Source organism: Sphingomonas sp. (genome assembly GCF_029239295.1).
Classification (GTDB): Bacteria; Pseudomonadota; Alphaproteobacteria; order Sphingomonadales; family Sphingomonadaceae; genus Sphingomonas.
Map to the genome: position 1 here is coordinate 63599 of NZ_JAQZBC010000004.1, position 25445 is coordinate 89043.

At 65.4% G+C, this 25445-nt stretch carries 27 protein-coding genes, 1 tRNA gene and 1 other RNA gene; 22 read left to right on the plus strand and 7 right to left on the minus strand.

Features of this window, described 5'->3' with window-relative positions; all coding sequences use genetic code 11:
* Together rsmD and K0S66_RS05205 are read right to left on the minus strand one after the other, a co-directional pair.
* Nucleotides 1-540, minus strand: a complete 540-nt coding sequence (gene rsmD / locus K0S66_RS05200) for a 16S rRNA (guanine(966)-N(2))-methyltransferase RsmD (protein ID WP_301074106.1) — start codon at nt 538-540, stop codon at nt 1-3.
* Nucleotides 540-2003 carry a pseudouridine synthase gene (locus K0S66_RS05205; RefSeq protein ID WP_301074107.1) on the minus strand — a complete coding sequence of 488 codons (1464 nt, stop codon included), beginning with the start codon at nt 2001-2003 and terminating at the stop codon, nt 540-542. The genes rsmD and K0S66_RS05205 overlap by 1 nt, the downstream gene beginning before the upstream one ends.
* A 108-nt stretch (nt 2004-2111) precedes the next feature.
* Between K0S66_RS05205 and K0S66_RS05210 the strand changes: the two genes are divergently transcribed.
* Both K0S66_RS05210 and K0S66_RS05215 read left to right on the plus strand, forming a co-directional pair.
* Nucleotides 2112-2612, plus strand: coding sequence for a response regulator (locus K0S66_RS05210; protein ID WP_301074108.1), 501 nt, complete (start codon nt 2112-2114; stop codon nt 2610-2612).
* Nucleotides 2613-2717: 105 nt separating this feature from the next.
* The gene (locus K0S66_RS05215) at nt 2718-3173 is read left to right on the plus strand and encodes a DUF983 domain-containing protein (protein ID WP_301074109.1); all 456 of its coding nucleotides are present in this window, start codon (nt 2718-2720) and stop codon (nt 3171-3173) included.
* Nucleotides 3174-3228: 55 nt separating this feature from the next.
* Here the strand turns inward: K0S66_RS05215 and K0S66_RS05220 are convergent, their stop codons facing one another.
* Nucleotides 3229-3474, minus strand: a complete 246-nt coding sequence (locus K0S66_RS05220; protein WP_301074110.1) for a hypothetical protein — start codon at nt 3472-3474, stop codon at nt 3229-3231.
* Between the two features lie 271 nt (nt 3475-3745).
* On the opposite strand from K0S66_RS05220, the gene K0S66_RS05225 reads away from it, so the two are divergent.
* From K0S66_RS05225 to K0S66_RS05255, 7 genes are all read left to right on the plus strand, one after another.
* Nucleotides 3746-3830 (plus strand) — tRNA-Leu (locus tag K0S66_RS05225).
* A gap of 62 nt (nt 3831-3892) precedes the next feature.
* Nucleotides 3893-5557 carry a trigger factor gene (gene tig / locus K0S66_RS05230; protein WP_301074111.1) on the plus strand — a complete coding sequence of 555 codons (1665 nt, stop codon included), beginning with the start codon at nt 3893-3895 and terminating at the stop codon, nt 5555-5557.
* Nucleotides 5558-5668: 111 nt separating this feature from the next.
* On the plus strand, nt 5669-6637 hold the full coding sequence (locus K0S66_RS05235; protein WP_301074112.1) for a glycosyltransferase family 2 protein: 969 nt from the start codon (nt 5669-5671) through the stop codon (nt 6635-6637).
* A 9-nt stretch (nt 6638-6646) separates the two neighbouring features.
* Complete coding sequence (locus K0S66_RS05240) at nt 6647-7435, plus strand: MipA/OmpV family protein (protein WP_301074113.1); 789 nt, start codon at nt 6647-6649, stop codon at nt 7433-7435.
* Between the two features lie 71 nt (nt 7436-7506).
* The gene (gene clpP, locus K0S66_RS05245) at nt 7507-8196 is read left to right on the plus strand and encodes an ATP-dependent Clp endopeptidase proteolytic subunit ClpP (protein ID WP_301074114.1); all 690 of its coding nucleotides are present in this window, start codon (nt 7507-7509) and stop codon (nt 8194-8196) included.
* 79 nt (nt 8197-8275) lie between these two features.
* Nucleotides 8276-9544, plus strand: a complete 1269-nt coding sequence (gene clpX, locus K0S66_RS05250) for an ATP-dependent Clp protease ATP-binding subunit ClpX (protein WP_301074115.1) — start codon at nt 8276-8278, stop codon at nt 9542-9544.
* Nucleotides 9545-9759: 215 nt separating this feature from the next.
* Nucleotides 9760-10386, plus strand: a complete 627-nt coding sequence (locus K0S66_RS05255; protein WP_366520779.1) for a GNAT family N-acetyltransferase — start codon at nt 9760-9762, stop codon at nt 10384-10386.
* An 83-nt stretch (nt 10387-10469) separates the two neighbouring features.
* On the opposite strand, the gene K0S66_RS05260 is transcribed toward K0S66_RS05255, so the two are convergent.
* Both K0S66_RS05260 and K0S66_RS05265 read right to left on the minus strand, forming a co-directional pair.
* Complete coding sequence (locus K0S66_RS05260; protein ID WP_301074116.1) at nt 10470-11549, minus strand: deoxyhypusine synthase; 1080 nt, start codon at nt 11547-11549, stop codon at nt 10470-10472.
* A 107-nt stretch (nt 11550-11656) separates the two neighbouring features.
* Nucleotides 11657-12889 carry a type III PLP-dependent enzyme gene (locus K0S66_RS05265; RefSeq protein WP_301074117.1) on the minus strand — a complete coding sequence of 411 codons (1233 nt, stop codon included), beginning with the start codon at nt 12887-12889 and terminating at the stop codon, nt 11657-11659.
* A gap of 166 nt (nt 12890-13055) precedes the next feature.
* Here K0S66_RS05265 and K0S66_RS05270 point away from each other — a divergent pair, with 166 nt between their 5' ends.
* Together K0S66_RS05270 and K0S66_RS05275 are read left to right on the plus strand one after the other, a co-directional pair.
* Complete coding sequence (locus K0S66_RS05270; protein WP_301074118.1) at nt 13056-14042, plus strand: pyridoxal-phosphate dependent enzyme; 987 nt, start codon at nt 13056-13058, stop codon at nt 14040-14042.
* A 69-nt stretch (nt 14043-14111) separates the two neighbouring features.
* Nucleotides 14112-14279, plus strand: a complete 168-nt coding sequence (locus K0S66_RS05275) for a hypothetical protein (protein ID WP_301074119.1) — start codon at nt 14112-14114, stop codon at nt 14277-14279.
* A 62-nt stretch (nt 14280-14341) separates the two neighbouring features.
* On the opposite strand, the gene K0S66_RS05280 is transcribed toward K0S66_RS05275, so the two are convergent.
* Nucleotides 14342-14998: an alpha/beta hydrolase gene (locus K0S66_RS05280; RefSeq protein ID WP_301074120.1), complete on the minus strand. Its 657-nt coding sequence runs from the start codon at nt 14996-14998 to the stop codon at nt 14342-14344.
* A gap of 74 nt (nt 14999-15072) precedes the next feature.
* Here K0S66_RS05280 and K0S66_RS05285 point away from each other — a divergent pair, with 74 nt between their 5' ends.
* From K0S66_RS05285 to K0S66_RS05315, 7 genes are all read left to right on the plus strand, one after another.
* Nucleotides 15073-16167: an aminotransferase class V-fold PLP-dependent enzyme gene (locus K0S66_RS05285; RefSeq protein ID WP_301074121.1), complete on the plus strand. Its 1095-nt coding sequence runs from the start codon at nt 15073-15075 to the stop codon at nt 16165-16167.
* Nucleotides 16164-17249, plus strand: a complete 1086-nt coding sequence (locus K0S66_RS05290) for a cysteine desulfurase family protein (protein ID WP_301074122.1) — start codon at nt 16164-16166, stop codon at nt 17247-17249. The genes K0S66_RS05285 and K0S66_RS05290 overlap by 4 nt, the downstream gene beginning before the upstream one ends.
* Nucleotides 17246-17554, plus strand: a complete 309-nt coding sequence (locus K0S66_RS05295) for a 2Fe-2S iron-sulfur cluster-binding protein (protein WP_301074123.1) — start codon at nt 17246-17248, stop codon at nt 17552-17554. The genes K0S66_RS05290 and K0S66_RS05295 overlap by 4 nt, the downstream gene beginning before the upstream one ends.
* A 29-nt stretch (nt 17555-17583) precedes the next feature.
* Nucleotides 17584-17681: signal recognition particle sRNA small type (gene ffs / locus K0S66_RS05300), an RNA gene on the plus strand.
* Between the two features lie 144 nt (nt 17682-17825).
* On the plus strand, nt 17826-19499 hold the full coding sequence (locus tag K0S66_RS05305) for a DNA polymerase III subunit gamma/tau (RefSeq protein WP_301074124.1): 1674 nt from the start codon (nt 17826-17828) through the stop codon (nt 19497-19499).
* A complete protein-coding gene (locus tag K0S66_RS05310) occupies nt 19496-19831 on the plus strand; it encodes a YbaB/EbfC family nucleoid-associated protein (RefSeq protein ID WP_301074125.1) in 336 nt (111 codons plus the stop codon). The genes K0S66_RS05305 and K0S66_RS05310 overlap by 4 nt, the downstream gene beginning before the upstream one ends.
* A gap of 88 nt (nt 19832-19919) precedes the next feature.
* A complete protein-coding gene (locus K0S66_RS05315; RefSeq protein ID WP_301074126.1) occupies nt 19920-20162 on the plus strand; it encodes a hypothetical protein in 243 nt (80 codons plus the stop codon).
* A gap of 8 nt (nt 20163-20170) precedes the next feature.
* On the opposite strand, the gene mtgA is transcribed toward K0S66_RS05315, so the two are convergent.
* On the minus strand, nt 20171-20860 hold the full coding sequence (gene mtgA, locus K0S66_RS05320; RefSeq protein WP_301074127.1) for a monofunctional biosynthetic peptidoglycan transglycosylase: 690 nt from the start codon (nt 20858-20860) through the stop codon (nt 20171-20173).
* On the opposite strand from mtgA, the gene K0S66_RS05325 reads away from it, so the two are divergent.
* The 4 genes from K0S66_RS05325 to K0S66_RS05340 all read left to right on the plus strand — a co-directional run bounded on the left by K0S66_RS05325 (nt 20748) and on the right by K0S66_RS05340 (nt 25435).
* Nucleotides 20748-22064, plus strand: coding sequence for a LysR family transcriptional regulator (locus K0S66_RS05325; RefSeq protein ID WP_301074128.1), 1317 nt, complete (start codon nt 20748-20750; stop codon nt 22062-22064). The two genes, mtgA and K0S66_RS05325, sit on opposite strands and share 113 nt — an antisense overlap.
* Before the next feature lie 153 nt (nt 22065-22217).
* On the plus strand, nt 22218-23228 hold the full coding sequence (locus K0S66_RS05330) for a D-cysteine desulfhydrase (RefSeq protein ID WP_301074129.1): 1011 nt from the start codon (nt 22218-22220) through the stop codon (nt 23226-23228).
* Nucleotides 23228-23932, plus strand: a complete 705-nt coding sequence (locus K0S66_RS05335; protein WP_301074130.1) for an amino acid racemase — start codon at nt 23228-23230, stop codon at nt 23930-23932. Before K0S66_RS05330 ends, K0S66_RS05335 begins: the two co-directional genes overlap by 1 nt.
* Nucleotides 23933-24160: 228 nt before the next feature.
* Nucleotides 24161-25435, plus strand: a complete 1275-nt coding sequence (locus K0S66_RS05340; RefSeq protein ID WP_301074131.1) for a M20/M25/M40 family metallo-hydrolase — start codon at nt 24161-24163, stop codon at nt 25433-25435.
* Nucleotides 25436-25445 lie beyond the last annotated feature (10 nt).

A 25445-nucleotide genomic window follows, 5' to 3' on the forward strand; every position in this document is an offset into this window, starting at 1 on the left:
TCAGGCCGTGCGCAGCAGCGTGATCTTCGCCTTGCCGTAGACACGGGTCGCGTCGACGACGAAGCCCTTCAGCTCCACATCCTCCTGCTTGGCAGTCTCAATCGAGATCCAGGTTGCGGGACCAGCCCAGCCGAGCCGGCCGAGCTTGTCGAGGGCCACCGCGCCGGCGCCGGTGCCATAGGGCGGATCCATCATGATGAGGTCGAGCGGCTGAGGCGTGGGGCCGAGCGCCATCACGCTGCCGGCGCGAACCTCCGCCGCGGATGTCCGCAACGCGGCGATATTGGCGCGCAGCGCGTCGAGCGCCGCGCGATCCTGCTCCACGAACAGGCACGACGCCGCCCCGCGCGAGAGCGCCTCAAGCCCCAGCGCGCCCGATCCGGCGAACAGATCCGCTACCGCCAGCCCCTCGAAACTGCCGAGGCGACTCGCCAGCATCGAAAACAGCGCCTCGCGGGTACGATCGGCAGTCGGACGCGTGGCATCGCCCTTTGGCGCGACGAGCGGGCGCCCGCGCCATTCACCAGCGATGATCCGCATCAGCGCTTGCCCCGCGGCCGCCCATTACCCGGGCGCGGTGAACCGGAACCCGGCGACCGGGAGCGAGGAGGCCCAGAGCGCGAAGGGTCAGAACGCGACGCGCCAGGCCCCGACGGGCCCGACTGAGAAGACCCGGAGCGCGGCGGGCCGGAGCGAGATTGGCCGGGACGAGACGGAGCCGAGCGCGACGGACCAGACCGAGCTAAGTCGGCGCGATAGGGGTCTGCGCGCGGCGCGCCGGCCTGCGACGGTGCGGAGCGGCGTGAGGCGTTGCCGGACCGTTCGCCGTCGAGCTTCGCGGGTGCACGACCGCCGGGGGCGGCCGATCGCTGGGGCCGCTCGGCGGAGCGAGAGGCGGATCGGTCAGCGTCGCGGCCGGGGTCACGCGCTGGGCCACGCGCTGGGCCGCGCGACGGCTTCTCGGCGGGCGCATGATCGGCGCGGAAGGAGCGTGCGCGTTCGCCTCGGGCGCCGCCGCTCGATGCCTTTCCGCCGCGGCTGGCGACCGATCCGTCAGCGCGGCGGCGCGGCTCTTTCTTGGGGGCGCCGGGGCGTGCACGCGGCGCTGGTTTCTTCTTTTCCGGCACATCCTTCGCCGGGATGGCGTCGGCGGGTGGCGCGACGAGCGGCTCGATCGCGCGGCGGCGGGCTGGCTGTGGCAGCTCACGCCGCGTCGGCTCCGCGCTGAAGCTTTCGACATCGTGGCGGCGGACCTCGCCGATCTGCCCCGGTGCCAGATCACCCAGGACGAACGGTCCGTAGCGGGTGCGGATCAGGCGGCTGACCTGAAGTCCCAGATGCTCCAGCACGCGCCGAACCTCGCGGTTCTTTCCTTCCTTGAGGATCATCTCGATCCACAGGTTCGCGCCGGTGCGGCGTTCGATATTGGCGTCGATCGGGCCGTAGCGAACCCCTTCGATCTCGACGCCGTGGATCAGTTCCTCAAGCTGAGGCTGGCTGACCTGGCCGTAGGCGCGGGCGCGATAAGCGCGCTCGACGCCGGTGGCGGGCAGTTCGAGCAGCCGCTTCAGTCCACCGTCGGTGGTCATCAGCAACAGCCCCTCGGTGTTGAGATCGAGCCGGCCGACCGGCATCAAACGCGGCAACCCCTTGGGCAAACGATCGTAGATCGTTGGGCGACCAGCGGGATCACGCTCGGTGGTCAGCAGGCCCGCCGGCTTGTGGAACAGGAACAGGCGGGCGGGCTCGGGTTCTTCAACCGGGTTGCCATCGACCGTTACCCCGTGAAGCGAGGCAAGCAGCGTCGCCGGCGTGTCGATCGTGACGCCGTTCAACGCCACGCGGCCTTCCTCGATCATCCGCTCAATCTCTCGGCGGGAGGCAACGCCCGCGCGCGCCAGCAGCTTGGCAATGCGCGCTGGTTCGGGCGCCTTGGGGAATGATTTCGGGCCATGGTTCTTGCCGGGTCCGGTGGACGGCCCGTCGCGCTTTTCTGTCGGCATCCCGCGCTAATACAGCGGTTGATGCCGCAGCGCGAAAATATTTGCGACCAGCCGCTTGTCGGTGCGTTATCCAGCCATGGGAAAGAGGGACAGGCGCGGGCCGATCGCATGATCTTCAGGAAGCGAAAGAGGTCTATCGTTCGCCTCCTCCTCGTGGAGGACGAGCCGCTTGTCGCCTTCGATACCGAGCATCTGTTGACCGAACAGGATTATGAGATCGTCGCGACGGTCGATCGCGTTGCGGATGCGGTGGCCACGCTAAGCGCCGGGCATGACGTCCATCTCGTCCTCGTCGACGTGAACCTAGCAGACGGGAGCGGGATCGACGTGGCGCGCGTGGCGGGTGAACGGGGCATCCCGTCACTGTTCGTGACCGGCCATTGTCCGCCCGAGGCGGAGCTGTTCGGCGTGGGCTGCCTCTACAAGCCCTTCGACCAACGCGATCTTCTTCTGTCGATCGAAGCGATCGAGCTGAGCCGCGCGGGCAAGGCCATGCGACGCCTGCCGGAAGGACTTCGGCTTTTCGCCGCGGAGAAGGCGGGAGGTAGTCCAGACGCGAAGGAGCGACGGTCGCAGCGTGCCGCGGTGGATCAGCAGCGGCCCTCCTGAGCCACGGCTTGGTGAGCTAGCGCTGACTCCTTCTTCAGCGGCTGACCAGACGCGTGGACATTATGTCCACTCGCGCATCGTCTCTCGCGCCCTTATCTGCCGCGCATGACGGAGAAGCAGGCGATCGAAACCGTGGCCGAATCCGACGGAGACAAGTTCCGCTGGATTCTGAAGAGCGGGTGGAAGGGCCTTTGTCCGCGTTGCGGCAAGGGACGCATGTTCCAGTCCTGGCTGAAGATCGTCGATCGGTGCGAATCCTGCGGGCTGGATTACCGGTTCGCTGCCCCCGACGACGGTCCGGCGTTCTTTTCGTTGTGCATCGTTGCCTTGCCGCTGACCGCGCTGATCGTGTGGATTCAGGTGGCGTTCGACCCGCCGGCCTGGGTCCATCTTTTGACGTCAGTGCCGATCATGGCAGTGGGTACCGTGCTGCCGCTACGCCCGATAAAGGGTTGGCTGGTCGCTTCGCAATTCGTCAATCGCGCTCAGGAAGCCGGCACCCAGAAGCTGTGGGCACAGCTTCATGGCACCGATTCCAACAAGAGCGATTTCGACCAGTAGAGTTGGACCAGTAGAGCGGGGGGCCGCTAGCGCCGGCCTGCAAGCTGGCCGCGGGTCAGTTCACCCGCGGGTCGTGCCGGCTGTCGTCGGGGCTGTCGGTTTCGCTGAAGCGGGGGCGCGCGTCGTGTGGCTCGGCGATTGCGCCCTCATCCAGCGCCTCGTTGCGGATCGCGGTTTGCCCCTCAATGTCGGTGCGCGCGAGGTCATCCTGCGCGGCGGGCGGACCGTCGGGCGCGGAATCGACCTCATCATCCTCGGGAAGGCTGTCGACGAGCGGGTCGGTGCTGCGTTGATCGGTCACGTCAGATACTCGGGTTCACAGGGGCAGGGTCCGTCGACGGCATCGCCGGGGCGGGCTGATCAATGTCCGGCGCAGGGGGCGATACCTCTGGCGGCGGCGCGGCTGGCTGTGCCGGCTGCGACGGCTGAACGGGGGTCTCGGGCGGGGGCGTGGTTGCCATGATATGGGTCCTCTTCGCGCTTTCAACGCGCGATCGCACCACGTGGTTGCTCGCGCCGCTTGCCGATCGGCTCCACCCGGTATAGAGGCCCGCGACCGGCGGTGCCTAAATGCGGGCGTGGCGGAACTGGTAGACGCGCTGGATTTAGGTTCCAGTATCGCAAGATGTGGGGGTTCGAGTCCCTTCGCCCGCACCAGTTTATCCGCGGCGTGCCCGCGGACAGGCACCATCCACGAAATTTCAGTTGAAGGCACGAAGATGCAGACTGTCGAGACGTTGAACGAGGGCCTGAAGCGCGCCTACACGCTGACCATCGCGGCCAAGGACATCGAGGCCCGCGTCGATGCGGAGCTGGCACGAGTCGCGCCGCAGGTCCGGATGCCCGGCTTCCGCCCCGGCAAGGTTCCCGCCAACATCGTGCGCAAGATGCACGGCCCCGCCCTGCTGCAGGACGCGCTCAACACGTCGATCCAGGAAGGCATCCAGACGCTGCTTTCCGAAAAGCAGCTGCGCCCGGCGATTCAGCCTTCGGTACAGCTGGCCGATGGCTATGAGCCCGGCAAGGACGCCGAGCTGACCGTCGAGCTGGAAGTGCTGCCGCAGGTGCCGACTCCGGCGATCGACGACCTGAAGCTCGAGAAGCTGACCGTGCCGGCCGACGACGCCGTGATCGACGAGCAGCTGCAGAAGTTCGCCGACCAGACCAAGAAGTGGGAAGACGCCGAGGAAGGCTATGCCGCGAAGATGGGTGACCTGGTCACCGTCGATTTCGTGGGCAAGACGATGGACGGCGTTGCCTTCGAGGGCGGCACCGGCACCGACATGGCGATCGAGCTGGGCTCGGGCCGCCTGATCCCGGGCTTCGAGGATGCGACCGTTGGCGTGAAGGCTGGCGAGGAGCGCCAGATCAAGGTGACCTTCCCGGAGGATTACCAGGCGAAGGAACTGGCCGGTCAGGACGCGACGTTCGACCTGACGGTGAAGTCGGTGAAGGTTGCTGGCGAAGCGGCCATTGACGAGGATCTGGCCAAGAACCTTGGTCTCGAGAGCCTGGAGCAGCTGCGCGGGCTAGTCCGTGGTCAGATCGAGAGCGAGCTGGGCAACCTGACCCGCACCCACATGAAGCGCAAGCTGCTCGACCAGCTCGCCGCAGGCCACGATTTCGAAGTGCCGCCGTCGATGGTCGAGGCCGAGTTCCAGCAGATCTGGTCGCAGCTCGAGCATGAGGCGACCCATGAGCCGGATCCGAAGGCGGCGATGGAAGAGATGGAGAAGGAGCGCGACGATTACCTGAAGATCGCCGAGCGCCGCGTCCGTCTTGGCCTGCTGCTGAGCGAGATCGGCCAGGCGAACGGCGTCGAAGTGACGCAGCAGGAAATGAACCGCCTGATCGCGCAGGCTGCACAGCAGTATCGCGGCGAGGACCAGCAGCGCTTCATCCAGTACATTCAGCAGGAGCCGATGGCTGCTGCCCAGCTGCGCGCGCCGCTGTACGAGGACAAGGTTGTCGACTTCCTGTTCGACAAGGCCGACGTGACCGAGCGCGAGACAACCCGCGAGGAGCTGGAAGCCGCGATCGAGAGCGAAGACGGCTTCGCGACCGGCACGCACCATCACGATCACGACAACCACAAGCCTAAGCAGAAGAAGGCCGCCGCCAAGAAGAAGGCCGACGCACCGGCCGATGAAGCTGGGGAGAGCACGGACGCCGAGGACGTGAAGCCGGCCAAGAAGGCGGCACCGAAGAAGAAGGCTGCTGCCGCGCCGGCTGAGGACGACGCGGCTGAGGAAGCGCCGGCTCCGGCCAAGAAGGCTCCTGCCAAGAAGAAGGCAGCGGCTGCAGACGCCGATGCTGACGCTGAAGCACCGGCCAAGCCGAAGAAGGCTGCTGCCAAGAAGGCGACGCCGAAGACCGAAGGCTGATCTTAAGACGTTCCGCTTACTTGAAAAGCGTGTCCCCTGAGCTGTTCAGGGGGCACGCTTTTTCGCAATCAGAGACGGCGGATCGGTGACCAGGCGAGCGTGTACGGATCAATGGGACCTGTGACTGACATCAGAATTGCGGTCCTGCTGCCTTGCTACAACGAGGAAGCGGCCATCGCGCAGACTGTTGCGGGCTTTCGCGCGGCGCTGCCGGATGCTGCGATCTATGTTTACGACAATAATTCGCACGATCGCACTGTAGAGGTCGCACAGGCGGCGGGCGCGATCGTCCGTACCGAACGGGTGCAGGGCAAGGGCGCCGTGGTGCGGCGCATGTTCGCCGACGTGGATGCCGACATCTACGTCATGGCCGATGGCGACGCGACCTATGACGCCGCGTCCGCCCCGCTCCTGATCCGGCGGATGCTCGACGAGCAACTCGACATGGTCGTGGGCAGCCGGATCGGCGAAGCGACGGAAGCCTATCGACGCGGGCACCGCCTGGGTAACGCCATGCTGACCGGGATGCTGACCCGTCTGTTCGGCCGCAGCTTCACCGACATTTTGAGCGGATACCGGGTATTTTCCCGGCGGTTCGTCAAAAGCTTCCCGGTGCTGTCCGTCGGGTTCGAGATCGAGACCGAAATTTCGGTCCATGCGCTGGAGCTGAAGATGCCGGTAGGGGAGGTGGAAACGCCCTATTTCGCCCGGCCGGAAGGGTCGGTCTCCAAGCTGAGCACCTATCGCGACGGCTGGCGCATCCTGGGCACCATCGCGACCCTCTATCGGATCGAGCGGCCCTTGTGGTTCTTCGGTTATGTGGGCGCGGGGCTGCTGCTGCTGGCGGTCATCCTCGCCTTCCCGCTGGCGGTTACCTACGCGCAGACGGGGCTGGTGCCGCGTTTTCCCACTGCGATCCTGGTGACCGGGCTGACGATCCTCGCAGCGCTGGCCGGCCTGGCGGGGTTGATCCTGGACACGGTGGTGCGTGGCCGGCGCGAGGTGCGGCGATTGGCCTATCTTGCTTATCCCGCCCCAGGTGCATCCGAAGCGCTGGTCAGGGCCGAAAGACTGATCTAGTCTCGCCCGATGGCGATGTCGCTCCTTGGCCGTTCTGCGGCCCTCCTCGTCCTTGGCACAACAGGGGTGACGGGCGCTGTCGCGCAGGAGGGGCCACGCCGCACCCGGATCGCGGCCGGGCCTCAGCTCGTTCCCAGATACCCCGGCTACAAGGGCGTCGTCCTGCGGCCGTTCCTGGATTTCAGTCGTTCGCGCGGCGATGCACCGTTCGTGTTCGAGGCGGCGGACGAAAGTGCCAGCATCTCTGTGTTCGACACTGATGGTCTGGCGATCGGCCCCACGTTGAGCTTCGAAGGGTCGCGCCGGACGCGCGATGTGCCCGGCGTGCGCGGTGTCGGCTTTACCGTGGAGCCCGGCGTGTTCGCGCAATACGAACTGGCTGCGCCGCTGCGCGCGCGCCTTGAGCTGCGTCAGGGTATCGGCGGGCACAAGGGCCTGGCCGGTGTCGCCAGCGTCGATTATGTCGCGCGCGACCGCGATGAATGGCTGTTCGCCATCGGCCCCCGGGTCACCTACTCCAACGGCAAGTACCAGCGTGCCTATTTTGGCGTGCCGGTCGAGTCCGTTGCCGCATCCGGCCTCCCTGCGTTCCGCCCCTCCGGCGGGGTCCAGGCACTCGGTGCCAATGCCGGCTTCCTGAAGCAGCTGACGCCGCAATGGGGCGTCTATGCCTATGGCAAGTATGACCGGCTGGTCGACGATGCCGGCCGCTCGCCCGTTGTCAGGCGCTATGGCTCGCGCGATCAATGGTCCGGCGGCGTGTCGCTGACCTACACGTTCAGGGGCCATCGCGACTGAGCGACAGGTCTTGAAGTCGCCGCCAGCGCGCGCGACATAGGTCATCCTGAAAGAACAAGAGAGAGCCTTCCATGCACAACCCGTTCGAGACCGGCGACTTTGCAGGTGCCCTGGCACGCGCCGGGGTCGGCATGCAGCCGACGCAGGCAGGTCTCGTCCCGATCGTCATCGAGCAATCAAATCGTGGCGAACGGTCCTTCGATATCTTCAGCCGGCTGCTGCGCGAGCGCATCGTGTTCGTCACGGGCGGCGTTGAGGATGGCATGGCAAGCCTGATCACGGCGCAGCTGCTGTTCCTGGAATCGGAAAATCCGAAGAAGGACATCTTCATGTACATCAACTCGCCGGGCGGTGTCGTCACGGCGGGCATGGCGATCCATGACACGATGCAGTACATCCGCCCGCGTGTGGGCACAGTCTGCATCGGTCAGGCCGCGTCGATGGGTAGCTTCCTGCTCTCGGCCGGCGAGCCGGGGATGCGCGTGGCGCTGACCAACGCCCGGATCATGATTCACCAGCCGTCGGGCGGTGCGCAGGGCATGGCCAGCGACATCGAGATCCAGGCGCGCGAGATCCTGCGCATCCGGCATCGGATGAACGAGCTGTACGCCAAGTACACCGGTCAGCCGATCGAGGTGATCGAGCGGGCGATGGATCGTGACAAGTTCATGAGCACCGACGAGGCCAAGGAATTCGGCATGATCGACGAGGTGTTCGACAAGCGGCCTGCACCGGCCGACGATACGGCTGCCGCTGCCTGATCGGCGTTGGCCTCTTTCCGGCATTGCCGGATCATGACTGGCCGGGTTACCATGCCCGGCCGGCAAAGGATGTGATTGAATGACCAAGCTCAGCGGCGGTGACTCGAAGAGCACGCTCTATTGCTCCTTCTGCGGCAAGTCGCAGCACGAGGTTCGCAAGCTCATCGCAGGACCGACCGTGTTCATCTGCGATGAATGCGTCGAGCTGTGCAACGACATCATCCGCGAGGAAACGAAGTCGGCGCTCGTCTCGAAGAAGGACGGCGGCGTTCCGACGCCGCAGGAGATCTGCGACGTTCTCGACGATTATGTGATCGGTCAGAAGCAGGCCAAGCGCGTGCTGTCGGTGGCGGTGCATAACCACTACAAGCGGCTGAACCACGGCGCCAAGGGCGCGGACGTGGAGCTTGCCAAGTCGAACATCCTGCTCGTCGGCCCCACGGGCTGCGGCAAGACGCTGCTGGCCCAGACGCTCGCCCGCATCCTCGACGTGCCGTTCACCATGGCGGACGCGACGACGCTGACGGAAGCCGGCTATGTCGGCGAGGATGTCGAGAACATCATCCTGAAGCTGCTGCAGGCATCCGACTATAACGTCGAGCGGGCGCAGCGAGGCATCGTCTACATCGACGAGATCGACAAGATCAGCCGCAAGGCCGAGAATCCGTCGATCACGCGCGACGTTTCGGGCGAGGGTGTTCAGCAGGCGCTGCTCAAGCTGATGGAAGGCACTACCGCCTCCGTTCCGCCGCAGGGCGGCCGCAAGCATCCGCAGCAGGAATTCCTGCAGGTCGACACGACGAACATCCTGTTCATCTGCGGCGGCGCCTTCTCGGGTCTCGAGAAGATCATCGGCGATCGTCTGCAGGGCAAGTCGATCGGCTTTGGCGCCTATGTAGCCACTCCGGAGGAGCGCCGCACCGGCGAAGTGCTGCGATCGACTGAGCCGGAGGATCTGCTGAAGTTCGGCCTGATCCCCGAGTTCGTCGGCCGTCTGCCCGTGATCGCTACGCTGGAGGATCTCGACATTCCGGCGCTGGTGAAGATCCTGAGCGAGCCGAAGAACGCGCTGGTCAAGCAGTACCAGAAGCTGTTCGAAATGGAGGAGGTGAAGCTGGGCTTCACCGACGACGCGCTGGTGACCGTGGCCAAGAAGGCGATCGAACGAAAGACCGGTGCGCGTGGTCTCCGCTCGATACTCGAAGGCATCCTGCTCGATACCATGTTCGATCTGCCGGGTATGGAGTCGGTCGATGAGGTGATGATCGACAAGGACGTGGTGGACGGCCGCAAGGAGCCGATCCGCGTCTATGCCGAGAAGAAAAAGGCGGGCAGCGACGCTGCCTGACCCGGTCGCCGGGTACACCGGCGATCGATAGGACGTCAGTAGGCGCCCTCACGCGAAATGATGGGAAGCGGGTGCCCGACGACGGCACCCGCTTTCTTTTTGCCTGGTAGTCCTCGGCGGGTGTTCATGACCCAAACACGGCACACTCGCCCCGGATTGATCTATTGGCCCGCGTTCTCCACGCTGCCCCTTGTCTGGCGCAGCGGGAGGCTCTGGTGGGTTCAGCGATTAACACCGAAGGCGCGCCGCACTCGGCCGTGCGGATGGCAGGCAGTGTCGATCGAGAGCGCGTCGCCACGATGCTGGCGCGCGCCTTTGCCGATGATCCTGGGATGTCGTGGATCTTTCCCGACCCCGAAGATCGCGCCCGGCGCCTCGTGCGGCTGTTCGCCTTGCTCTTCGACGAGGATGCCGCGGGCATGCGGTTGGTTGCCGGTGAGGGCGCCGCGGCGACGCTGTGGCGGGCGCCTGGAATGGCAAAGACCGGTACGCTGCGCCTGTTAGGCCAGGCGCGGCCGTTGTGGCGCGCGTTGGGAAGCAAGATCCCGCGCGCGCTGAGCGTCTCCAACGCGGTGGAGACGCACATGCCCACGGGAGACTTCTGGTATCTTCACTTGGCGGGCTGCGATCCGGCGGCGCAGGGCAGGGGGCTGGGCGGTCTGGTGGTCAGGGCGGGCCTTCAGCGTGTCGCCGGGCGCTTCCCCGCCTATCTGGAGACGTCCACCGAGCGGAACCTGGGGTTCTACGGCGCGATCGGTTTTCAGGTGACGAAGGAGTGGCGGGTTCCGGGCGGTGGCCCGCGCTTCTGGTCGATGATGAGACAGCCGGATCCGCTATCCTGACGCCGCTGAGGGCGCGCAGAGGCCCTTGTGAGGTGCTCCACGTGAAAGGGGCTTCGACTTGCGTCGGAGCCCCTCCTGATGGCTTAGGCGAACAGCTTGGCCCAACCGCGCTTCGCACGATCCTTCCAGTGCCCGCGGTGATAGGCGTCGCTGGCGAGCAGCGGCATCACCGAACCGGCTTCCGCGAAGACCATCTGCTCGATGCCGGTGTTCACCTTGCCCCAGCTGGCGGCTTCCTGAAGCGTCGACGACGAGCAGGCACCGTCGCGCACGTCGGCGACGGTGATCTGCACGGCATATTTGTGCACCTCGACATCTTCGTGGCCGAGGATTTCGGCGCAGACCACCGTATCCTGGATGAAGTTCTTCGGCACGCCGCCACCGATCATCAGGAGGCCGGTGGTACCCGCCTGGATCTTGATCTCGGTCAGCTCGCGGAAATCCGCCACGGCGTCGATCATCAGATACGGCTTGCCTTCCTTGGCGCGGTCGACCTGGTGCTTGACCAGGCCGAACCCGGCCGAGCTGTCGACGAACGCCGGGCAGAAGATCGGCACATCATGCTCATAGGCGAGCTTGACGAGGCTGTTCTCCTTCTTGCCGTGCTCGACCAGGTACTTGCCCATCTCGCGGATGAAGGCGCGCGACGAATAGGCCTTGGGCTCTAGCTCGTTCGCGATCTTGTTGATCGTGAAGTCGCAGTCCTGCAGCTGCTGCTCGTCGATGTACGTGTCGTAGATGCGGTCGATGTAGAGCGAACGCAGCGTATCGTCGTCCGGCACCTCGAGTGCCTGATAGTGCTTGTGGCCAAGGCCTTCGAAGAAGTCCATGTCGACAATGGTCGCGCCGGTGGCGACGATGCAGTCGACCATGTTGTTGCGGACGAGATCGGCATAGAGATCCATGCAACCGCCGGCCGAGGTCGAACCGGCAATGACGAGCACGACGGTGCAGTCCTTGTCGGCCAGCATCTCGTTGTAGATCTTCGTTGCACGGCCGAGGTCACGGCTGGTGAAGCTCATGTCGCTCATCGCGTCGACGATCGGACGCGCGTCGAACGACTTGATGTCGATGTGCTTCACCTGCTTCGACAGCAATTCCGCCTTGCGCGTGTCGTTGATCGGCGCGTTTGCCGCCGCGGTCTTCGTGAGGGTGTCAGTCATGGGTTGCTCTCGCATGATGGCACACGTCGTTCTGAAGGGGACGCGCTAACCCGTGAGGACGACGGCGCCCCTGCGAGCGCCGCCGTCTATTCGATGTAGGTCTTGAGTTACAGCTTTACGACGTTGGACGCCGCTTCGCGTTCCAGCTCCACGTAGAGGGAGACCATCGGCTCGTCGTCAACGATCACCGTCTCGTCGGATCCGAAACCGTTGAAGGCGGTTCGCATTGCAGAGCCATAGGCGCCGAGCATGCCGATCTCGATGTAATCGCCCGCCTCGACGTCGGCCGGAAGCAGGAAGGGCCCGGCCATATGGTCGAGATCGTCACATGTCGGGCCGTAGAACGAGAAGGGATGATCGCGCACCGTCGACTGTGGCTCGCGCAGCAGCGTGACCGGGAAACGCCAGCCGATATGTGCTGCATCGAACAGCGCGCCATAGGCGCCGTCGTTGATATACAGCTCGCTACCGCGGCGCTTTTCGACGCGCACCATGACGCTGCTGTATTCCGCACACAGCGCACGACCCGGTTCGGCCCAAAGCTCGGCCGAATAGCTGATCGGCAGGCTCTCGAACGCGCGGTGGATCGTCTCGAAATAAAGCTCGAGCGGCGGTGGCTCCATGCCCGGGTAGGACGACGGGAAGCCGCCGCCGACGTCGATCACGTCAACCGTCACGGCAGCATCGACGATCGCGCCGCGAACCCGCTCCATCGCGTCCGAATAGGCCTCCGGCGTCATCGCCTGGCTGCCCACGTGGAAGCAGATGCCGAGCGCATCGGCGGCCTGGCGGGCGGCGAACAGCAGCGGCTTGGCATCCTGCGGTGCCACGCCGAACTTCGACGCAAGGCTGAGCTTCGAATGCTCGGACGACACACGCAGGCGAACGCACAGCGTAAGGTCCGCAGCATTGCGGGTCGCGCGCATGATCTTGTCGAGTTCTTCGAGCGAATCGAGGCTGAACGTGCGGACACCGTGCTTGAAATACGCCTCGGTGATCGCCTCCTCGGCCTTCACCGGATGCATGAAGCACAGCGTCGCTCCGGGCAGCGTCCGTGCGACCATGCGCACCTCGCCGATCGACGCGACGTCGAAATGCGTGATGCCGTTGTCCCAGAGGATCTGGATGAGCTCAGGCGACGGATTTGCCTTCACCGCATACATCGACCGACCCGGAAACTTCTCCACGAAGAACCGAGCGGCACGTGCCGCGGCGTGCGGGCGCACGAGCGTGACCGGTTCGACCGGCTTGCTCAGTGCAATATCGATGGCGCCCGAAACGGAGTTGCAGGCAACGGTCGAGAGGGACGCTAGCCCCAGCGCGCAATGATCCTGGTGCAATTCAAGGGACCTCCAATGCCAGGGAGGCGAGCCCCCCGGTCTTCAGTTGACGAAATCACTGCCTTGCGGTGGAAGTCCCATGGGGCAGCGGAGGCGCGAGTTAGGTTTAGAGACCCCATAAGTAAAGAGCTTTTACGGGATACTGTTTCCCGGCAAAGGGTGACACGTGACCATTTTGCGACAGCCCACCCGTGCAGGCGTCCGCGACGCCGCGGCGAAGATCGCTGCGATCCTCTCGCCGACCCCTCTTTTCGTAAGCGAAATCAAGGGCGTTCCTGTGGCGTTCAAGGCGGAATCGCTGCAACCAATTGGCGCGTTCAAGATTCGCGGGGCGTGGCATCGGCTCACCGCAATGGACCGCGAGGCGCGCGCAAGAGGCGTTGTGGCGTTCTCCAGCGGCAACCACGCGCAGGGAATCGCTTGGGCCGCCCGGCGGCTTGGCATGCCAGCTAGCGTAGTGATGCCGGCGGACGCGCCGCGTGCCAAGGTGGAGGGGACGCTGGCGCTGGGCGCGGAGGTCATTCGCTACGATCGGCAAACCGAATCGCGCGAGCAGATTGCTGCCTCGCTGGCGGAGGCACGCGGCGCGACGCTGGTGCCGAGTTTCGATGATCCCTGGATCATCGAGGGGCAAGGTAGTGCAGGGATCGAAGCTGCGGCCCAGATGGAGGCGGCCGGATTCGGGGCGCCGTTACGCGTGCTTGTGCCGTGCGGGGGTGGCGGCCTTGCCGCGGGTCTCGCGCTGGCGTTGCCCGAGGCGGCGATCACCGTTGTCGAGCCGGAGGGCTGGGACGATATGCGGCGCAGCCTGGAGGCAAGCTGGATCCTGCCGGTCGAGGATTCGCCGCCCGCAACAGCATGCGACGCGTTGATGACCAAGCAGGTCGCTTCGTTGACGTTCGACGTGCTTTCGCGCCGTGATGCGCAGGGGGTGGCGGTCAGCGAATTGGATGTCGAACGGGCGCAGCGCTGGGCGGCCGAGAAGCTGCGGCTGGTGGTGGAGCCGGGCGGTGCTGTTGCCTTGGCGGCATTGCTCGCCGGTAAGGTGGCTGCGCAAGCGGGCACGTTGGTTATTCTGTCCGGCGGCAACGTCGATCGTGACGCTTATGCCCGAACCCTGGCGGCCACCGAGGAGCACGTGGTCGCGGGCTGATACGCCCGTCGGCCAGCATACGAATACGGTCGCTCGGACGGGAGGCCAGAGGACGATCAGAAGGAAATCATGAACGCCATTGCCAATGCAGCCCCGGCGGTTGCGATGCTCGCAGCCTTCGCATGTGTTCTGGGCGGGGGCTGGATGATCCGGTCACGTCGCGACCCGAAACGCGGGTGGCTGTTGATCGTGATGTCGCTGGTGTTGTTCGGCAATGTCGCGATCTGGACGCTGTAGGGCGGCCACGCGCTGGCAGCGCTACGGCAGCGGGGAGCTTTTGCCACCCGCTGCCGCAAGGGTCACTTGATCGGGCAGTTCGGGTCGAGTCGCATGTCGAGATAGCCATCGACCGACTTCATCAGGTCACCCATTTCATGTTCGAAGAAATGGTTTGCGCCCGGGATCACGTCGTGATGGATCGTGATATGCTTCTGCGTCCGCAGCTTGTCGACCAGCTTCTGCGTGGCCGGCGGCGTCGCTACTTCATCCTCTGCGCCCTGGATGATGATGCCCGAGGACGGGCAAGGCGCCAGGAAGGTGAAATCGTACAGGTTTGCAGGCGGGGCGATCGAGATGAAGCCGCGGATTTCCGGGCGCCGCATCAGCAACTGCATGCCGATCCACGCGCCGAAGCTGAACCCAGCGATCCAGGTCGTGGACGCCTCCGGGTGGAAGCTCTGCACCCAATCGAGCGCACTTGCCGCATCAGAGAGTTCGCCGACGCCGTTGTCGAACGTCCCCTGGCTCTTGCCGACCCCGCGGAAGTTGAACCGGAGCGTCGCAAAGCCGCGCCGCTGAAAGGTCTTGTAGAGCGCCTGGACGATGTGGTTGTTCATCGTGCCGCCGGCCGTAGGGTGCGGATGCAGGATCATGGCCACCGGTGCGCGCGGCTTCGGTGCGGGTGCAAAACGACCCTCTAGGCGGCCCTCAGGGCCAGGAAAGATCACTTCAGGCATCGTTACTCTTGTCGTGTGAAGGACGCCGGGTGTGGCGCCATGGTTGCCGCACTATATAGGGGGTGCATCGGAATATGGAACGAGTTTTGCCCGAGCGCCTCTATCTGGATCATGCTGCGACCACCCCCGCCACGCCTGCCGCGCGGGAGGCGATGGCGCGCGGGCTGGCGATCTGGGCCAACCCATCATCCCCACATGCGGAGGGGCGGGTGGCTCGCGCGGCGCTGGAAGAGGCGCGGCGTGCCATCGGGGCGGCCTATGGCTGGCCGCACGAGGTGCTGCTGACGAGCGGCGCGAGTGAGTCGCTGTCGATCGCGTTGGGCCGTGCCGTCGCTGGGCTTCGGGTCATCTCCGCGGTGGAGCATGATGCGGTGATGCGGGCTGCGGGCGAGAAGGCCTACGTCCTGCCGGTTGGCGCGGACGGAAGGATTGACGTTACAGCGCTCTGCGAAGATCGGGGCTGGCGCGGTGATGATGAGGGCGGGCGATCGATCGTCTGCGTGCAATGGTGCAACAGTGAAACCGGCGTCATTCAGCCGATTGCCGAGATCGCACAAGTTGTTCACGAGGCAGGGGCGCTGTTGCTGGTAGATGCCGCTCAGATGCCGGCGTCCGATGTGCTGTCGGAACATGCAGACTTCATTGCCCTGTCATCGCACAAGCGCGGCGGGCCGCCGGGGGTGGGGGCGTTGCTGGTTCGTGACCTGGCGACGCTTCAACCTACGGGCGGGCAGGAGCGCGGCTATCGACCGGGGACGGAGAACCTTCCCGGGGTGTTGGGATATGCGGCGGCCCTCGCCGAAAAGGAGCAGGATCATAAAGAGTTACGCACGATGCTTGACGATGCGATCGCCCGTTCCGGCGGGGTTGTCGTGGCCGGCGATGCGCCCCGCCACCCGGCGATCGGCAGTTATCGGCTGGTCGGCATGACGGCGAATGCGCAATTGATCCGCCTCGACCTTGCCGGGATCTCGGTGTCGGCGGGCAGCGCCTGCGCGAGTGGCAGCCTGAAGCCGAGCCATGTTCTGCGGGCGATGGGGTGGTCGGAAGACTCCTCTCGCGAAGTCATTCGGGTCAGTTTCGGCCGCGCCACGGACATTTCGGCCGTCCAGCGGTTCATTTCGGCCTGGCGTGAAATGGCGCGCAGCGCACGCGTGCTGGCCGCGTGACGTACCTCGATTACCAGGCGACGACTCCGCTCGCGCCGGAGGCGTTCGAGGCCATGGTGCCCTGGCTGCGCGACCAGTTCGCCAATCCGCATTCGCCCAGCCGGATGGGGCGGGCAGCCCGCGCCGCGGTTGAGGTGGCGCGTGAGCAGGTCGCGGAGCTGCTGCCGCCGGGCGGCCGTGTGATCTTCACCAGCGGTGCCACCGAGGCGCTGAACTGGGCGCTGAAGGGAACGTCGGGATCGCTGATCACCATCGCCAGCGAACATGCCGCGGTTCTGGACACGGCGCGCGCAGAGCAGGCGCGAGGTCGCGAGCTGACGGTGTTGCCGGTGCGGCCCGACGGGCGGCTCGACCTGTGGGTGGCGCACCGCGTGCTCGGACAGGGTGCCGGACTGTTGGCGGCGATGCTGGTCAACAACGAGATTGGCGTGATCCAGCCGCTGCCCGAACTGGTCCGCGCGGCGAAGCGGCACGGCACGCTGGTGCTGTGCGATGCCGTGCAGGGGTATGGCCGCATCGCGATCCCAGAGGAATGTGACCTCATCGCGATCTCCGCGCACAAGATCCATGGCCCCAAGGGGATCGGAGCCTTGTGGGTACGCGATGGCGTGGCGATCGAGCCGCTGCTGCACGGCGGCGACCAGGAGGGCGGGCGATCGGGAACGCTGAGCCCTGCGCTGTGCGTCGGCTTCGGCGTGGCGGCGCGGCTGATGGCCGAGCGGTACGAGGCGGATGCGACCCATGTCGAACGGCTGTGGGCGCTGGCCAGCGAACGGCTGGCGGGTTGGACGATCAACGGATCGGCAGAGCATCGCTATTGCGGCAACCTCAACGTGCGTCGGCGCGGACTGGATGTGGCGCGTTTGATGAGCGATTGCCGTGATGTCGCCTTCTCCGCCGGGTCGGCCTGCGCCAGCGGGTCGGGGCGCACCAGCCATGTGCTGAAGGCGATCGGCTTGCTGGATGTCGACGCTCGCTCGTCGATCCGGCTGGGTTTTGGCCGTTACACCAGCGAGGCTGACCTGCGCGCCGGACTGCATACGATCGTAGCGGCTGCCGACGCGCAGCAGATGGTCGCATGAAGATCCGCTTCATCGACGAGGATGGCCGGGCGATCGACGCGCAGGCCGCGCCTGGCGAGCGGCTGCTCGACGTCGGCCAGCGACTTGGCCTGCCGCTGGAGGGCACGTGCGAGGGGCAGATGGCGTGTGCGACGTGCCATGTCATCGTCGCGGCGGAGGATTTCGATCGGCTGCCGCCAGCCAGCGAGGAGGAGGAGGATATGCTCGACCTTGCCCCCGACGCCGCGCGCACCAGCCGGCTGTCCTGCCAGATCGTTTTGAGCGATGATCTGGAGGGGCTGACGGCGCGTATCGCGCGGACTTGAACCCGGCGCGCTGCTCGGCCATATGGCGCCCCGGGAGTCGGGCGGACGTAGTCGTCGCCAACCTGGTCAGATCCTGACGGAAGCAGCCACAACGATTTCGCTGCGGGTCGTTCCGGCTCCCACCCCAGCCTCAACTTTGGTCTTAGTCTGCGCGTGCGATGATCGTCGTGTGGCGAGGTGTGCCGCTTGAACGCGCCAAGCCGACCCCAACGGCGTCCTCCGTGCAACAGCCCCTTCGACAACGGGGCCGCCGGCCACTAGATAGGCCGTGATGAGCGACTCTCTTCTCGGCCTGGACGAACCCGCGCAGCCATCGCGTGGCGGGGAAGCGTATCGCGTGCTGGCGCGCAAATACCGTCCGCAGACCTTTCAGGCACTGATCGGTCAAGAAGCCATGGTGCGGACGCTGGAGAACGCCATCCGGCGTGACCGCATCGCCCATGCCTTTCTGCTCACCGGCGTTCGCGGCGTCGGCAAGACCTCTACCGCGCGGCTGATCGCCAAGGCGCTGAACTGCATCGGCCCGGATGACGAGGGCGGTCCGACGATCGACCCTTGCGGCGTGTGCGAGCCGTGCCGCGCGATCGCAGAGGGCCGGCACATCGACGTGATCGAGATGGACGCGGCGAGCCACACCGGTATCGACGACATTCGCGAGATCATCGAGGCGTCGCGCTATGCCGCGGTGTCGGCGCGCTACAAGATCTACATCATCGACGAAGTCCACATGCTGTCGAAGGCCGCCTTCAACGGGCTGCTCAAGACGCTGGAGGAGCCGCCCGGCCATGTGAAATTCCTGTTCGCCACGACCGAGGTGAACAAGGTGCCGGTGACGGTGCTGTCGCGCTGCCAGCGGTTCGACTTGCGCCGCATTCCGGCGGAGAAGCTGGCCGAGCATTTTGCAGCAGTCAGCGCGAAGGAAGGCGTCTCGGCGGAGCCGGAGGCGCTGGCGCTGATTGCGCGCGCCGCCGAGGGTTCGGCGCGCGACGGGCTGTCGATCCTGGACCAGGCGATCGCCCACGCCGATACCGAGGGCAGCGGCGTTTCGGCCGCCGCCGTCCGCGAGATGCTGGGCCTGTCGGATCGTGGCGCGGTGCGCGATCTGCTGTCGCTGCTGCTGGCGGGCGACGCCCCCGGCGCGCTGGCCGCGCTACGGCGACAATATGATTTCGGGGTTGATCCGACCGCCGTGCTGCGCGCCCTGCTGGAGGCGGTTCACGGCATCACGCTGACCAAGGTGGGCACGGCGGAAGATCTGGCGCAGCCCGCCGAAGAGCGCGCCGCCTATCGCGAATGGGCCGAGGGGCTGTCGTTCCCGCTGCTCCACCGGCTGTGGCAATTGCTGCTGAAGGGGCATGACGAGGTGGCACGCGCCGCGCTGCCGATCGAGGCAGCGGAAATGACGCTGCTGCGTGTGATCCATGCCCGCTCGCTGCCCGATCCGGGGGAACTGGCGCGGGCGATCACCAAGGGTGAGGCGATCGCGAAGAGCGAGAATGGCAGCGGATCGACGCCGCCCGCCGCACCGCCGGCGCCTGCAGCGCCGGCGGCGGCGGAAGCGACCGCTACGCCGCAGTTGCCGACGACATTCGCCGCACTGGTCGAGCAGATGGAGGCGCATGGCCATCATCTGCTGGCGGTTCGGCTGGCGCATGGCGCGCGGATCGTCAGCTATCAGCCGCCGGAGATCGTGCTGAGCGGCAGCCGGCCGATCGCGGCCGACACCTTGTCGGAAACGGCGGCTGCCCTGCGGACCATCACGGGTGTCACGTGGAAGCTGAGCCTGCTTGATGCGCCGGGCGAACCGACGCTGAAGGAGACGCAGGATGCAGTGGCGGAGGCGGAGCGCCAGGCGGTGCTCGCCTCGCCGATCGTCCAAGCGGCTCTCGAGGCGTTTCCCGACGCCGAACTTATCGATTGGCCTAACAAGAGGAATAGCGCGTGAAGGATATCAACGAGCTTCTCGCCGCAGCGCAGAGCGCGGCAGAGAATGTCCAGAAGCAGATGGACGAGGCGCAGAACACGCTCGACAAGATCGAAGTCGAGGGTGTGTCCGGCGGTGGCCTGGTGAAGATCAAGGCGACGGCGAAGGGCCGTATCCTGTCAGTCGCAATCGATGATTCGCTGATGGTCGCGAGCGAAAAGCAGATGCTGGAAGATCTGGTCGCTGCCGCGTTCAACGATGCGCGCGCGAAGGCAGACGCCGTATCGTCGCAGGAAATGGCGAAGATGACGAGCGGACTGCCGCTGCCGCCGGGCTTCAAGCTGCCGTTCTGATCTGTTCACGGCGCCGCAGATCATTGCAGCGCTGGAACAACATTCGATCGGCCAACGTTGCGCTTCATCAGTAATGATGGAGAAACACATGACCGACGAACGTGTGACCGAGACCTCCACGCCGAATACAACGATTATCGAGCGGCGTGGGGGCGGTGGCGGCATGCTGATCGGGCTTGCCGTGTTGCTGGTGGTCGTGATCGGAGCGTTCTTCCTGTTCAATCAGTCGAAGAACGAGAACATGGAATCTCGCGCGATCAGTTCGGCCGCCAAGAGCGTCGGTGATACCGCCGAAAAGGCCGGCGACGCGATCGAAGGTTCAACGAAGTAATCTGCCGCTCAGGGGTTGGATGGCCGAACGCAGGCGTCCAGCCCCTGTCGGCGAACCACTCCGACATAGCGGGCGATGGTGTTGCCATGGCGGCGAACAAAGCCGCTGGGGGCGATCGCCGCGCGCTTCTTGGGCAAGGGCAGCACGGCTGCGATGCGTGCCGCCTCGGTCGGCGTCAGCTTGCTGGCCGAATGGTTGAAGTAGCGCATCGCGCCAGCCTCCACGCCATAAGTGCCGATGCCGGTCTCTGCGACGTTCAGATAGACCTCCATGATCCGGCGCTTGCCCCAGATCGTCTCGATCAGCAGGGTGAACCAGGCCTCGAACGCCTTGCGGATGTAGCCGCCCCCCTGAAACAGGAAGACGTTCTTTGCCGTCTGCTGGCTGATCGTGGAGCCGCCGCGGATTCGGCCGCCCTGTGCGTTGCGGTACGCAGCGCCGGCGATCGCCTCCAGATCAAAGCCGTGATGGCTGCAGAATTTGGCGTCCTCGCCCGCGATCGCAGCGCGAGCCATGTCGGGATCGATCCGGTCGAGCGGCATCCACTTCTTGGTGACCGAGCGGCCGGCGAGCAGGTCGCCCATCATGGTGAAGGTGAAGGGCGGCGGCACGAACCGCAGCGCCACCACAAGTAGAACCGACAAGGCAACGAACCAGAGCGTAACCTTGAGCAACCATCGTAATGCGCGTCGAGCCATGCTGATTACGCTAAGCGGCAAATCGGGCGCTGCGCAACGCCGCCTGCCAGCGCGGCGATGTCGCCACGGCGAGGATGACTGCTACATTGATGCCAAGGTTTGCCGCGATTGTGGTAGCGGGCGCGCAAAAGCCGTAAACAGGTTAGAACAAAAAGTTATGTTTGGCACCGCCAGGGGTCTGGCGAGAACGCCACGCCTTCTGGTATCGTTCTTTCATAACCATAAAAATCCGCAGCAGGGACCGGAGCAAGACAAACCAGGGGCCGCCATGAACCTGCGCCATATCGAGGTGTTTCACGCCGTCTATTCCGTGGGATCGATCAGCGGGGCATCACGCCTGCTGAACGTTTCCCAACCGTCCGTCAGCAAGATCGTGAAGCATGCCGAATCGCGGCTCGGCTTTCGGCTCTTCACGCTGGTGCGCGGGCGGCTGACCCCGACGGAAGAGGCGCACATCCTGTTCCGCGAAGTGGACGACCTGCACAGCCGGATCGACACCTTCCAGCGCGCGGCGCGTAACCTGCGCTCTCCCTCTGAGGGGCATATCCGCGTTGGCGTGCTCCCCTCGCTGGCGCTGGCGAAGGTGCCGCGTGCGATCTCCAGCTTTCGACAGAAGTGGCCGCGGGTGACGTTCGAGGTGTCCGCGATCCACCATGACGAGTTTCGCGCGTCGCTGATGTCGCGTGAGTGCGATTTCGTGATCGGGCATCATGCCGTAGGGGATCCGGAGATTGCCGCCTTTTCACTGGGGCAGGGATGCGTTGGCGCGCTGTTCGTGGACGGCATGTTCGACAGCGATTTGAGCGTGATACCGCGCGATCTTCTGCGGCAGCAGGAACTGATCGGCTTGGCGCCCAGCGTGTCCATCGGGGACATGATCGCGCCCGTTTTGGCGGGCGCGATGAAGTGCGCGCCGGCGATCCAAGTGAAGTCTGTCTATATCGCCGCCGCCCTGGCACGCAGCGGGTCGGGGGTGGCGATCGTCGACCAGTTCACGGCGCAGGCGTTCGTCGGGGACGACCTGCACTTCCGCCCGATCGAACCGGCGATCACCTTTGGCCTGTCGGTCCAGCATCTCGCCGCGCAACCGCTGTCACGCATCGCGCGCAGTTTCACCGACATGATGGCGGGCATGATCGAGGAGCAGAAGCCGGGCGTCGAAGAGGACGATTGCCGAAACGCTATGGGTGCCCGCCAACACTGAAAGCTTGTGGAACGGCAAGCGGCCATGTGAACTGCGACCCAGCAGATCGTTCCAGTCCGTACGACAGGCGACCACGGCGCCGGACGATCTTGGAACTTCACAGGGTCGTCCGGGCGTTAGACGCCTCGACCAGCAGGATCGGAGCCGACCATCATGAATCTCGCGCGTTTCGCGCGCCGTCGCTACACGCCCGGCGCTACCTCGATCGAGCCTATGCCGCATCTTTCCAAGGCACTTGGCGGCCCCGAGCTTTTCATCAAGCGTGACGATCTGCTCGGCCTGACCGGCGGTGGCAACAAGACCCGCAAGCTGGAATTCCTGGTCGCCGATGCGCTGGCGCAGGGAGCGGACACGCTGATCACCGTCGGCGCGGTGCAGAGCAATCACTGCCGCCTGACGTTGGCCGCCGCCGTGCGCGAGGGGCTGAAATGCCGTCTGGTGCTCGAGCAGCGCGTGCCGGACAGCTATGACGAGGCCGCATCGGGCAACAATTTCCTGTTCGATCTTCTCGGCGTCGAGGCGGTGACGGTCGTCGCGCTGGGCGACGATCTGCAAGGCGCGATGGAGAAGGTCGCCGCGGATCTCGCCGCGGAGGGCCGCCGCGGCTATATCATTCCCGGCGGTGGATCGAACGCTCTGGGCGCGCTGGGCTATGTGTCCTGTGCGGAAGAAATCCTGCAGCAATCCTTTGAGAGCGGTATTGCGTTCGACCGGATCGTGGTCGCCAGCGGCAGCGCCGGCACCCATGCAGGCATCGTCGCTGGCCTGATCGGCAACAGCGCCGGCATACCCGTGACCGGCATCAACGTGCGGCGTCCGCGCGCTGAGCAGGAAGCCAACGTCCTTCGCCTGGCGCGCGATGTCGCCGCGCTGGCTGGGGTCGCACCCGAGATCACGCCGGCAGCGATCGAGTGCCGCGACGAGTGGGTCGGGCCGGGCTATTCGCTGCCCACCAAGGAGATGGTGGAGGCAGTGCGGCTGTTCGCGTCGCTCGAAGGTGCGCTGCTGGATCCGGTTTATACCGGCAAGGCAGCGGCCGGGCTGATCGGCCTGGTGCGATCGGGCGAGATTGGCGCCGATGAGCGCGTGCTGTTCGTGCACACGGGCGGATCACCGGTGTTGTTCGCTTATCAGTCGATATTTGCCGAGGGCGCCACGTTCTGATGACCGGGCGCCCGCTCGTCATCGGTGTGTTGGGGGGCATGGGGCCCGCCGCCACGATCGATTTCATGGCGAAGATCCTGCGCCACTCTCAACGCGACGCCGCGCGGGAGCAGGACAATGTGCGGGTGATCGTCGACAGCAATCCCAGGTTGCCGGATCGCAATGCGGCGATCGCCGGGACCGGGCCGTCGCCCGCCCCCGCGCTGGCCGACATGGCGCGCGGCCTGGCGGCGGCGGGGGCGCAGGTTCTGGCGATGCCCTGCAACGCGGCCCACGCCTTTGCCGACGCCGTGCGTGCCGCAACGCCGCTGCCGTTCATCCACCTGATCGACGAGGGGGTGGCAGTGGTGAACCGACAGCATCCAGCTGCCAGGCGGATCGGCGTGCTGGCGGTGGCCGGTGCCGCGGAGGCGCGCCTGTACGAGCGAGCGCTGGAAGCGCAGGGTCTCGTTCCGATTACGCCCGATGAAGCCGCGCGAGCGGTATTCATGGAAGCGATCTGGCAGATCAAGCAGGGCGATCTTGTCGGTGGAGCAGAGGGCGTACGCGCGATCGCGCGTCATCTGTTGGACAGGGGCGCCGAGGTCGTCATCGCCGGGTGCACCGAAGTCCCGCTGGTGATCGCTGACGGCGATCTTCCGGTGCCGATGATCGACACCACGGACGTACTGGCGGAGCGGACGGTGGCATTTGCGCGCGGCTAAGCGGCGGCGCCCACTTAGCCTTCGGTTATGTGACGTTGAACAATCAATCAGTTCAAGGGCGCGAAATCGCGCTCGTACCCGGCGAGATCACGAGTAGCATGCATCGGAACGCGGACGTGACTGCAAGAGCGGCACGGCGCAGGCAAGGATCGTCGACGCGGCATTGATGGTGCGATGCGCCGCCGCTGACATGACGGTCCACGGGACAGTTGCAACGAGGGGGCACGAATGAAGACGCTGATGACCTTGGCTTTGCTCGCAAGCGCAATGACGCCCGCGGCGGCACTCGCGCAAAATCGAGATGCAGCTGCCAAGTCTCTGCTTTCCAGCCCGAAGTTTGCCACCGCCAAGGCCAAGCTGTCGGCCGATCACGATCGGATCGTCGCCGATGTGATCACGCTCACTGAGATTGAGGCTCCGCCCTTCAAGGAGACGAAGCGCGGCGCCGCTTTCCTGGAGATGCTGCGTGCCGAGGGGCTGACGGACCTTACCACCGACGCTGAGGGCAATGTGTATGGCACGCGCAAGGGGACCGGCGGCGGGCCGCTGATCGTCATCACCGCGCACCTCGATACCGTATTCCCGGAGGGCACCAACGTGAAGGTGCGGCGAGACGGCAACATGCTCTACGCGCCGGGGATCGGTGACGACACGTCGAGCCTTCCAGTGCTGCTGGCGTTCATCCGGGCGATGAACGAGGCGAAATATACCACCAAGTCGGACATCGTCTTCATGGGCAACGTCGGCGAGGAGGGACCGGGCGATCTTCGCGGAACGCGGTACCTGTTCACCAAGGGGCCGCTGAAGGACAAGATCGGGTATTTCATTTCGCTGGAGCCCGGCCGCGCCGGCCGCATCACCAATGCCGGTGTGGGGTCAAAGCGGTACAAGGTCACGTTTTCGGGACCGGGCGGCCATTCAATGGGCGATTTCGGGCTAGTGAACCCGGCTTATGCGATGGCCAATGCCATGGTCGAATTTGGCAAGATGAAGGTGCCGAGCGATCCGCGCACGGTATACAACGTCGGGCTGCTTGAGGGGGGCACCTCGGTCAACTCGATCCCGTTCGCAACCGCGATGACGGTGGACATGCGCTCGGTCGGCAAGGCCGAACTCGACACAGTGGAAAAGAACTTCCTGGGCATGTTGCCTGGTGCGGTCGCGGCGGAGAATGCCGCGCGATCGACTGCCAAGGGCAAGATCACCTATGAGGCGAAGCAGGTCGGCGACCGGCCGGTCGGCACCACGGCGCCGACGACCGACATCGTCCAGATCGCGACCGCAGTCACCAAGGCGGCGGGGTTCACCCCCAGCTATGGCGCGGGATCGACCGATTCCAACATTCCGATGAGCCTTGGCATCCCGGCGGTGACGCTAGGGTCCGGGTTCCAGACGATGCGGGCTCATTCGCTGGAAGAAGCGATGGTGATCGACAAGGCGAAGGATGTGGACAGCATGGCGGTGAGCCTTGGCACGTTGCTGATGCTGGCAGGGGCGAAGTAAACAGGGGAGC

Excerpts from the sequence above, each read along its gene's own strand:
- K0S66_RS05235 (WP_301074112.1), top strand. The coding sequence starts at position 5,669 with ATGGGACCTGTGACTGACATCAGAATTGCGGTCCTGCTGCCTTGCTAC.
- K0S66_RS05260 (WP_301074116.1), bottom strand. The coding sequence starts at position 11,549 with ATGACTGACACCCTCACGAAGACCGCGGCGGCAAACGCGCCGATCAAC.
- K0S66_RS05330 (WP_301074129.1), top strand. The coding sequence starts at position 22,218 with ATGAATCTCGCGCGTTTCGCGCGCCGTCGCTACACGCCCGGCGCTACC.
- K0S66_RS05205 (WP_301074107.1), bottom strand. The coding sequence starts at position 2,003 with ATGCCGACAGAAAAGCGCGACGGGCCGTCCACCGGACCCGGCAAGAAC.
- K0S66_RS05325 (WP_301074128.1), top strand. The coding sequence starts at position 20,748 with ATGGTGAAGGTGAAGGGCGGCGGCACGAACCGCAGCGCCACCACAAGT.
- K0S66_RS05295 (WP_301074123.1), top strand. The coding sequence starts at position 17,246 with ATGAAGATCCGCTTCATCGACGAGGATGGCCGGGCGATCGACGCGCAG.
- K0S66_RS05210 (WP_301074108.1), top strand. The coding sequence starts at position 2,112 with ATGATCTTCAGGAAGCGAAAGAGGTCTATCGTTCGCCTCCTCCTCGTG.
- K0S66_RS05305 (WP_301074124.1), top strand. The coding sequence starts at position 17,826 with ATGAGCGACTCTCTTCTCGGCCTGGACGAACCCGCGCAGCCATCGCGT.
- K0S66_RS05240 (WP_301074113.1), top strand. The coding sequence starts at position 6,647 with ATGGCGATGTCGCTCCTTGGCCGTTCTGCGGCCCTCCTCGTCCTTGGC.
- tig (WP_301074111.1), top strand. The coding sequence starts at position 3,893 with ATGCAGACTGTCGAGACGTTGAACGAGGGCCTGAAGCGCGCCTACACG.
- K0S66_RS05340 (WP_301074131.1), top strand. The coding sequence starts at position 24,161 with ATGAAGACGCTGATGACCTTGGCTTTGCTCGCAAGCGCAATGACGCCC.
- K0S66_RS05315 (WP_301074126.1), top strand. The coding sequence starts at position 19,920 with ATGACCGACGAACGTGTGACCGAGACCTCCACGCCGAATACAACGATT.
- clpP (WP_301074114.1), top strand. The coding sequence starts at position 7,507 with ATGCACAACCCGTTCGAGACCGGCGACTTTGCAGGTGCCCTGGCACGC.
- rsmD (WP_301074106.1), bottom strand. The coding sequence starts at position 540 with ATGCGGATCATCGCTGGTGAATGGCGCGGGCGCCCGCTCGTCGCGCCA.
- K0S66_RS05335 (WP_301074130.1), top strand. The coding sequence starts at position 23,228 with ATGACCGGGCGCCCGCTCGTCATCGGTGTGTTGGGGGGCATGGGGCCC.
- clpX (WP_301074115.1), top strand. The coding sequence starts at position 8,276 with ATGACCAAGCTCAGCGGCGGTGACTCGAAGAGCACGCTCTATTGCTCC.
- K0S66_RS05275 (WP_301074119.1), top strand. The coding sequence starts at position 14,112 with ATGAACGCCATTGCCAATGCAGCCCCGGCGGTTGCGATGCTCGCAGCC.
- K0S66_RS05285 (WP_301074121.1), top strand. The coding sequence starts at position 15,073 with ATGGAACGAGTTTTGCCCGAGCGCCTCTATCTGGATCATGCTGCGACC.
- K0S66_RS05280 (WP_301074120.1), bottom strand. The coding sequence starts at position 14,998 with ATGCCTGAAGTGATCTTTCCTGGCCCTGAGGGCCGCCTAGAGGGTCGT.
- K0S66_RS05215 (WP_301074109.1), top strand. The coding sequence starts at position 2,718 with ATGACGGAGAAGCAGGCGATCGAAACCGTGGCCGAATCCGACGGAGAC.
- mtgA (WP_301074127.1), bottom strand. The coding sequence starts at position 20,860 with ATGGCTCGACGCGCATTACGATGGTTGCTCAAGGTTACGCTCTGGTTC.